This window comes from Frankia sp. AgKG'84/4 (assembly GCF_023242965.2).
Lineage (GTDB): Bacteria > Actinomycetota > Actinomycetes > Frankiales > Frankiaceae > Frankia.
The window spans coordinates 1-7,727 of record NZ_JALKFU020000237.1 but is presented as its reverse complement, the minus strand read 5'-3'; the positions used below and the strand labels follow the sequence as shown (position 1 = coordinate 7,727).

At 70.9% G+C, this 7,727-nt stretch carries 10 protein-coding genes; 9 read left to right on the top strand and 1 reads right to left on the bottom strand.

What is annotated here, in order from left to right:
- The 5 genes from MXD58_RS15420 to MXD58_RS15400 all read left to right on the top strand — a co-directional run.
- Nucleotides 1-991, top strand: a 991-nt coding sequence (locus tag MXD58_RS15420; RefSeq protein ID WP_250609441.1) for a glycoside hydrolase family 26 protein, incomplete at its 5' end; no start/stop codon positions are given.
- A 16-nt stretch (nucleotides 992-1,007) separates the two neighbouring features.
- Entirely contained in the window at nucleotides 1,008-1,721 is a 714-nt protein-coding gene (locus MXD58_RS15415) for a hypothetical protein (protein WP_248837431.1), read from the top strand.
- A gap of 185 nt (nucleotides 1,722-1,906) precedes the next feature.
- Nucleotides 1,907-2,407 (top strand): fluoride efflux transporter CrcB, encoded by a 501-nt coding sequence (crcB, locus tag MXD58_RS15410; RefSeq protein ID WP_248837430.1) that lies wholly within the window; start codon nucleotides 1,907-1,909, stop codon nucleotides 2,405-2,407.
- A 40-nt stretch (nucleotides 2,408-2,447) separates the two neighbouring features.
- Complete coding sequence (gene crcB, locus MXD58_RS15405) at nucleotides 2,448-2,822, top strand: fluoride efflux transporter CrcB (protein WP_248837429.1); 375 nt, start codon at nucleotides 2,448-2,450, stop codon at nucleotides 2,820-2,822.
- A gap of 250 nt (nucleotides 2,823-3,072) precedes the next feature.
- The gene (locus tag MXD58_RS15400) at nucleotides 3,073-3,933 is read left to right on the top strand and encodes a methyltransferase domain-containing protein (protein ID WP_248837428.1); all 861 of its coding nucleotides are present in this window, start codon (nucleotides 3,073-3,075) and stop codon (nucleotides 3,931-3,933) included.
- Nucleotides 3,934-3,983: 50 nt separating this feature from the next.
- Here the strand turns inward: MXD58_RS15400 and MXD58_RS15395 are convergent, their stop codons facing one another.
- Nucleotides 3,984-4,397, bottom strand: coding sequence for a CGNR zinc finger domain-containing protein (locus MXD58_RS15395; RefSeq protein ID WP_250609439.1), 414 nt, complete (start codon nucleotides 4,395-4,397; stop codon nucleotides 3,984-3,986).
- Nucleotides 4,398-4,571: 174 nt separating this feature from the next.
- Between MXD58_RS15395 and MXD58_RS15390 the strand changes: the two genes are divergently transcribed.
- From MXD58_RS15390 to MXD58_RS15375, 4 genes are all read left to right on the top strand, one after another.
- Nucleotides 4,572-5,390 (top strand): iron-containing redox enzyme family protein, encoded by an 819-nt coding sequence (locus MXD58_RS15390; protein ID WP_248837426.1) that lies wholly within the window; start codon nucleotides 4,572-4,574, stop codon nucleotides 5,388-5,390.
- Nucleotides 5,356-6,444: an EamA family transporter gene (locus MXD58_RS15385; protein ID WP_248837425.1), complete on the top strand. Its 1,089-nt coding sequence runs from the start codon at nucleotides 5,356-5,358 to the stop codon at nucleotides 6,442-6,444. The genes MXD58_RS15390 and MXD58_RS15385 overlap by 35 nt, the downstream gene beginning before the upstream one ends.
- 163 nt (nucleotides 6,445-6,607) lie before the next feature.
- Nucleotides 6,608-6,895, top strand: coding sequence for a putative quinol monooxygenase (locus MXD58_RS15380; RefSeq protein WP_248837424.1), 288 nt, complete (start codon nucleotides 6,608-6,610; stop codon nucleotides 6,893-6,895).
- A gap of 92 nt (nucleotides 6,896-6,987) precedes the next feature.
- A partial coding sequence (locus MXD58_RS15375) for an ABC transporter ATP-binding protein (protein WP_250609438.1) occupies nucleotides 6,988-7,727 on the top strand: 740 nt, incomplete at its 3' end.

Genomic DNA, 7,727 nt, shown 5'->3' with positions numbered 1-7,727 from the left:
CGGTCGTGGCGTTCCGCCGGCGGCGGCGCCCCAGGTCACGCGATCTTCGACGGCCTCGGCAGCACCGGCACCGCGGCCCACGGCCACCCCGGGCGCACCGGGCGCACCGGGCGCCGGGCGGGTGCCCGGTGGCCTGAGCGGGATCTCGGCGGGGTCGCTGAGCGAGGTACGCGCGTGGGAGCAGTTTCGCGGCTCCCCCGTCGACGTCATCGTCACCTTCAGCGACCGAAGCGGCTGGGCCGGCATCACCCAGCCGTGGCTGGGCACGAGCGCCGAGCGCTTCGCGGGCTTCACGGGCATCTGGGTGATCTCGCAGCCCTTCTTCCCCACCGATGGCGGGGACATCGCGTCCTGCGCGGCGGGCGCCTACGACGAGCGCTGGCGGCAGTTCGGCGACTGGCTGGTACGCCAGGGACGCGGCGCCAGCATCGTCCGCCCCGCCTGGGAGTTCAACGGCGCCTGGTTCCCATGGTCGGTGTCGAAGGATCGAACGAACTGGGTGCCGTGCTTCCGGCAGGTCGTCACGTCGATCCGCGCCACCGCCCCGCAGGTCCGGATCGACTGGACCTTCAACGCCCACAACACGGACGCCTTCGAGTACTACCCGGGTGACGAGTACGTCGACATCGTCGGGGTCGACACCTACGATCAGTGGCCGGCGAACAAGGACGAGGCCACCTTCACGGCGCAGTGCGAACAGCCGACCGGGCTGTGCGCGGGCATCGCGTTCGCCCGCAAGCACGGCAAGCAGTTCTCCGTGCCCGAGTGGGGGCTGGTCGGAACGAGCGACACCGGCGCGAGCAAGGTCGGCCAGGCCGGCGGCGACAATCCGGTCTACATCTCGATGATGCACAAGACCATGTATGACAACGCCGATATACTCGCCTACGAGGCCTATTTCAACGACGACCTTCCCAACAACGTGCATTCGTCGCTGATCAATCCGACGACCCATCCAAAGGGCGCGGCGCTTTACGCCCAGCTCTGGTGACCGACCGGGAGGCGACGTGGGTGCCGCCCGAACGCGGTGGCGCGAGACCGGCGCCCGCGGGACGGCGACCATCATCGCCGCGGCGTGGGTGATGGTCCTCGCGAGCTGCACCGGGAGCGGGCTGCCCGGTGGACTGGCACCTGCGGCGCCGCCCGGCGCGGCGACCCGGCAGGTCCCCCTGGCGCCGGTCGACCAGCGCGGGCAGGTGGCGAGCGGCTGGAGCGTCGACGAGAGTGGCGACGACCCGGGCTCGCCGATCGACTGCGGGGACACCAGCCGGGCGTATCCGTCGCCGGCCGGGGTGAGCGGCGACATCTACTACTGCTCGCCGAGCGCCGCCGGCGCAGACGCCTGCTGGCCGACACCTCGACCTCGCCGGATGCTCTGCCTGCGCGACCCGTTCACCACCACGCTGTCCGCGTTGACGGCCACGGCGCTCGTCGCCAGGGTGCCCGCGGCGAGCAGTCCCGTTCCGCTCGGTCTTCGCCTGGCCGACGGTGACAGGTGCCGGCTGCGTGACGGTGGCGCGTGGAGCTCCCCGGAAAGCCATCCCGACTACGTCGGCTCCTACTCCTGCGACCGGGGCGGCATAGTCTGGGCGGCCCCGGGCACGGCCGCCGGCGGCATCAACCGGACGGCGAGGCGCTGGACCGTCCTGCGCGGCGAGGTCACCGGCCCCCTCGCCGTCGTCCCCATCACCGAGGCGTACGTCGTCGCGACCGCCCCCTGAGCCGCTGCCGCCGAGAGGCCGGCCGACCTCGTCTCGTCCCCTGGGTACAGTGACGGTGGCGGCCTTCGGGCGCCACGGCGGTGGGGCCCGCCGTACCCGAACCGCGGCGAACCGCCGCCAACGGTCCCTGCTTGTGACGAGTCGCGCCCACGCTGGCCGGGGCGCCGCGCAGGTGGGGAGTGCCCGTGACGGATGTCGGGAAGGCGGTCGGGAAGGCGGTCGGGAAGGCGGTCGAGCCCACCGACCCCGATGTCGATCTGCACGTTCCGGCGCAGCGCGAAGAGCTACGCCGGGCGCCCGCCCGGCTGCTCGCGGTGATTGCTGCCGGTGGTGCGATCGGCGCCTGCGCCCGGTACGGGCTGGGGCTGGCGTGGCCGACGCCGGCCGACGGGTTCCCCTGGACGACCTGGGTGGTCAATGTCTGTGGCTGCGCGGCGATCGGCGTGCTGATGGTGCTGATCGTCGAGGCGCGGACCGTGCCTCCGTTGGTCCGCCCGTTCCTGGGCACCGGAATCCTCGGCGGGTTCACCACCTTCTCGACGTACGCGGTCGACGCGCAGCGCCTGATGGACGCCGGCCGCGCGGACCTGGCGCTGGCCTACCTGGCGGGCACGATGCTCGGCGCGCTCGGCGCCGTGTGGGTGGCCGCCGCGGCGACGCGACGGCTCACGCGGAGGCCGGGATGACCCGGCTGGCCAGACGACGGTCCGCACGGGGAGCGGGCCGGTGACCTGGCTGCTGGTGATCGCCGGGGCGATGGTCGGCGCACCGCTGCGGTACCTGACCGACCGCGCCGTCCAGGCACGTCACGACACGGCCTTCCCGTGGGGCACCTTCGCGGTCAACGTCGCGGCGAGCCTGGTGCTCGGCCTGGTCGCCGGCGCGGTGAGCGCCGGGGCCGCCTCGCCGCGGGTGGCGTCGCTGGTCGGGACGGGGCTGTGCGGGTCGCTGAGCACCTACTCGACGTTCTCCTATGAGACGCTGCGGCTGGCCGAGACCGGCTCCCGGACCCTCGCCCTGCTCAATGTGGTCGGCAGCGTGTTCGCCGCGGTCGCGGCCGCCGCCCTCGGCGTCGCGCTGTCGCGGGCGATCTGGGGCTGAGGGCGACGGACAGACGAACGAACGGGCGCGGCGCCCGGCCCGCGATGGCGTGCGCCGGGCGCTGCGGCCGCCCCAGCCCACCCCGGCCATCCCAAACCAGCCATCGCGGCGACGGCGGCACCCCAGGGTGACCGGGGCCATGTCGGGACCCCCCCCGAAAGAGGTTCGTGGCAGCGTCGAACGGGAGAAGCTCTGGTTAACAAGGAAGGAACACTGCCTGATGCAGCCCTCCCGTACCAGCGATCGCCCTATGCCCGATCTTGACCATCAGCTTCCGTCCCGGGGTGGCCCACCGGCGTCCGACCGCGAGGAGGCCCGCGTTCTCGCCGTCATCGATGGGCCGGACACGGTGGACTACACCGATGCGGACCACTACGTGGCGCATACGGAGACGCTGCGCGGAGTCGTCCGGCAGCGGCTGGTCACCCGCGCGCTGATCGAGCACCTGCCGCCCGCGCCGGGACGCCTGCTGGACATCGGCGGCGGAAACGGCGTGCAGGCACTGGAGTTCGCCCGTCGCGGCTACGACGTGACCGTCTGCGAGCCCGACCCGAAGATGCTGGCAGCGGCGCGACACCTGCTGGCCGACGTTCCCGAGGCGGTCCGACGGCGCGTCACCCTGGTCCAGGGGAACGGGCAGGAGGCCGCCGGCCTGGTGGGGGCCGGCTGGGACGCCACCTTCTGTCACGGCGTCATCATGTTCGTCCCCGAGCCCGGGCCCCTGCTGAACGTCCTCGTCGAGCTCACCCGGCCCGGCGGAATCATCTCCGTGGTCGGCAAGAACGGACCGGCACTCGCGCTGCGCGCGGGACTCCAGGGTCGCTGGCGGGACACCGCCGCGCTCCTCGACGAGCCCGCGACGGGGTCCACCGATCCGGCGGTGGCGCTGCCTCCCGGCGACGATCCGGCGAACGTCGCCACGATCCTCGCCACCGCCGGGACACGGTCACTCGCGTGGTACGGCATCAGAACCTTCACCGATCATCTCGGCGACACCCCGGCCGGCGCGGACGTGGACACCGTCGTCGACGCCGAATGGGCAGCCGGCGCGCAGGACCCCTACCGCGGCATCGCCCGCCTCATCCACCACGTGCACCGCCGGAACAGCTAGCCGGCGGGGTTCGCCGTGCGATCGAGGGTCGGATCAGACGCCGTGTCTCGTCATCGCGCGGCCGCCCTGGCGCGGTGGCGTGCCACCGCAGCTGTGTTCGCGCACCGTACGGAGCAGTAGCTGCGGCGGCCATTGCGCGACACGTCAACAAAGGCGACCTCGCATCCGGCGCGTTCGCATCGCCCAAGCCGGTCCGCGCCGTCGCCGCAGATCACCTGGGCCAGTCCGGAACTCGTGATGGCCCTGATTCGTGCGACGATCCCGGCATCGGGCATCCGGTAGTGCAGGTGTGGACGGCCGTCATGTGCGGAGATGTACGGCGAACCGGCCGATTCCTCCAACAGGTCGTTGACGAGGTCGAAGAGCCGGTCATCAGCGGGCAGGCCGAAACACGCGTCCAACCTGTCCGCCCAGCGCAGCAGGTCGGCCCGCGCCGCCTCGCTGTCGAGCTCCGCGTTGGCCACCTTGTGGCGCCGCAGAGCGGCCCGCACAAGATTCGCGGGCGCATTCCTCTCCAGATTCGCCAGGTCAGCCGCCAGATGAGCCCCATGCACGCTGTAATGGTTGAAATGCACCCTGCCATTCCAGCACTCTCGGAGGCGACCTGCAACGCGTCAGCAGCCGGAGGAGCTGAGCCCGTGACCGTGATAAACGAGACCGCTGGGATCGCCCTGAAGGGCGAGATCGAGCAGATGGCAGCCAGAGTCTTCGAGCACGAGGCACTGCGGAACGAGTTCTACGATCGGTGGACAACCCGGTCCCTGTCGGCAGAAGAAGTCCGGGCGTTTGCCGTCGAATATCTCAGCAGGACCATCAGGACGAGTGAGATGGTGGCGCTCTCCGTCGTGAACACGGCAGATCGGACCGCGCGGGTCGAGTGCGTGAAGAACCTGTATTCCGAATATGGCGGCGGAAATCCAAAAAAAGTTCATCTCACCCTTCTCGAAGACTTTCTCGAGGATCTTCTCACCCGGGTCTCAGGGCGGCCGGTGACCATCGACGAGCTTTACGGGGAGCCACCCCTGCCCAGCACCCGGTCATTCAGTTCCGGTCAGCTCGAGCTATTCAGCGCGGATGACCAGCGGGTCGTCCAGGGCGCCCTGCTGGCACAGGAGTGGCTGGCGTACTCAATGATGGTCAGGCTGTACGAGGGGGTGCGCAACTACAAGCACTGCTACCACTCCGAAGAGGACTTCCACGAACACTGCGAGTACTTCTACATTCACATCGGGGAGGCCGAGAAGGAACACCGGATCCAGGCCGTCGAGTCCGCGTCCCAGGTGTGCGCCGATCCCACGGACCTCAGCCGGGTGCGGGCCGGGTTCGACGGCTTTCTCGACCTGACCGTGGAGTACTGGCGGGGTGTGGCAGCCCGGATGCGCGAGGCGGGCGACCTCGCACGGGGTCTGGAGAACCGAGCCCATGCGGCCGCGGTGCCCGCTGCCCGCCTCCGCTAGCGACGTCGAGCCGCGGGGCCCGGCGGACACCCCGGAACGCCGCCAGAAAGGCGCCAGGGGCCGCTGGGTACCCGCAGGCCTCGTCCTGGCTCAGGTCCTCAGCCTGCAGTGCGGGTCCGCGGCGGCCAAGAACCTCTTCCCCGCCGTGGGCACCACCGCCACCGTCCTGATGCGCCTGTGGTTCGCCGCGCTGATTCTGCTGGCCCTGGCGAGGCCGAACCTTCGTGCGACCTGGGCCAGGGGAATGCGCCCGGTAGCCGCGCTGGGCTGCGTTCTCGCGGCCATGAACATGGTGTACTTCCAGGCGGTCGCCTATCTTCCCCTCGGTGTGGCGGCCGTGCTCGAGCTCCTCGGCCCGCTCACCCTGGCGACCGTGATGTCGCGGAGCCGGGCGGACGCCGCCACGGCGGCGCTGGCGTTCGGCGGAATCACCCTGATCACCTTTCCGCACGGAGCCGGGGTCACCACGGCTGGGCTGGCACTTGGCCTGCTCTCGGCAGTGTTGCGTGCTTCCTATGTCCTGCTGAGCAGACACATCGGACGCGCGAGCACCGACTTGTCCGGCCTCGCCGTCGCTCTCCTCATCGGCGCGACCGCCTTCACGCCCTTCGCCCTGGTCTTCGGTGACGTCAGCCGACTCGACGACCCGCGGAACCTGGCGCTGGGCCTGCTCGTCGCGGTCCTTTCCTCGGCGCTGCCGTACACGCTCGACCTGCACGCGCTGCGCAGAACCACCGCCAGAGTTTTCGGAGTCCTGATCTGCCTGGGCCCAGCGGTCGGCGCCATCGTCGGCTACACCCTGCTGGGAGAAGCGCTCAGCTCGCGACAGATCATCGCAATTTTGCTAATTTCGGCGGCCACGCTTCTGGTCTCCCGGCGGAAGGCCGACGCGCCGGGAAGTCCGCGATCAGTGGACCGAGCGCTTGTGAGCAGCGCTCTGATCGGCAGGAGCACGAACGCGCCGCCGTCAGCCACCCCGACAAGCCAGCGCACCGCCCCCGAGACCAGCCGGCGGCTACAGGTATCTCACTGGAAGGAAGACGACGGTCGGTGAGACCGCATCCTGCGCCGTCGCCACGTATCGGCGCCGTGGATCTCACCGATTCCATGCCGCTCCGCATTCCATCGCACTGAACACCAGCCCAGCCCGACCCCCCACGACCAGGGCAGGATGGCGTGGAGACCGCCCACCCAGCCGTGACGTGGAAGAGGTTCCTATGGTGATCGTCGCCGGTCAGATCTTCGTCGACCCGGCCCAGCGCGGGAACTATCTCGCCGGCTGCGCCGGTGTCATGGAGCAGGCGCGCCGCACGCCGGGCTGCCTCGACTTCGCGATCAGCGCCGACCTGGTCGATCCGGCGCGGATCAACATCTTCGAGCGCTGGGAGAGCCGGCACGCCGTCGTGGCCTTCCGCGGCGCCGGCCCGAGCGACGAGCAGAACGCGGCGATCTCCGCGGCCTCCGTGGCCGAGTACGACGTCGCGGCCACCCGCTCGCTGACCTGAGGCCCGCCCTTCCTGGTCGGGCGTCCTGGTCGGGCGTCGGCGAAGACTGAGGTCTTGACCTTGACCCAGGGTCAGGGTTTCAGCATGGCGCCATGACCGCTACCCACCCCGCGATCGAGGTCGCCGGGCTCACCAAGTCCTACGGCGAGCACGCCGTGCTGGCCGGCGTCGACCTGACCGTCCCCGCGGGCACCGTCTACGCCCTGCTCGGACCGAACGGCGCCGGCAAGACGACCTTCGTCAACATCCTCTCCACCCTGCTGACCCCCGACGACGGCGAGATCCGCGTCGCCGGCTTCGACGTGCGCCGCGAACCGGCCGGGGTGCGTGCGGCGATCGGGGTCACCGGGCAGTTCTCGGCGATCGACGAGCTGCTCACCGGCCGCGAGAACCTGCGGCTGATGGCCGACCTGGCGCACCTGGACCGGTCGAGGGCGACCACCGCCGTCACCGTCATGCTGGAACGCTTCGGCCTCCTCGACGCGGCCGACCGGCGGGCGCGGACCTACTCGGGTGGCATGAAACGGCGCCTCGACCTGGCGATGACGCTTCTCGTCCGGCCCCGACTGATCTTCCTGGACGAGCCGACGGCGGGCCTGGACCCCCGTAGCCGCCGAGACCTGTGGGCGATCGTGCGCGAGCAGGTGGCCGACGGGGTGACCGTGTTGCTGACGACGCAGTACCTGGAGGAGGCTGACCAGCTCGCCGACCGGATCGGGGTCCTCGACGGCGGCCGCCTGGTCGCCGAGGGCACGGCCGCCGAGCTGAAGCGCCGGGTGCCCGGCGGGCAGGTGACGCTGCGGTTCACCGACGCCGCGGCGCTGGCCGCGGC

What these genes read in the sequence shown, in the direction of transcription:
- MXD58_RS15400 (WP_248837428.1), top strand. Translation starts at nt 3,073, where the DNA reads ATGCCCGATCTTGACCATCAGCTTCCGTCCCGGGGTGGCCCACCGGCG.
- MXD58_RS15385 (WP_248837425.1), top strand. Translation starts at nt 5,356, where the DNA reads ATGCGGCCGCGGTGCCCGCTGCCCGCCTCCGCTAGCGACGTCGAGCCG.
- MXD58_RS15380 (WP_248837424.1), top strand. Translation starts at nt 6,608, where the DNA reads ATGGTGATCGTCGCCGGTCAGATCTTCGTCGACCCGGCCCAGCGCGGG.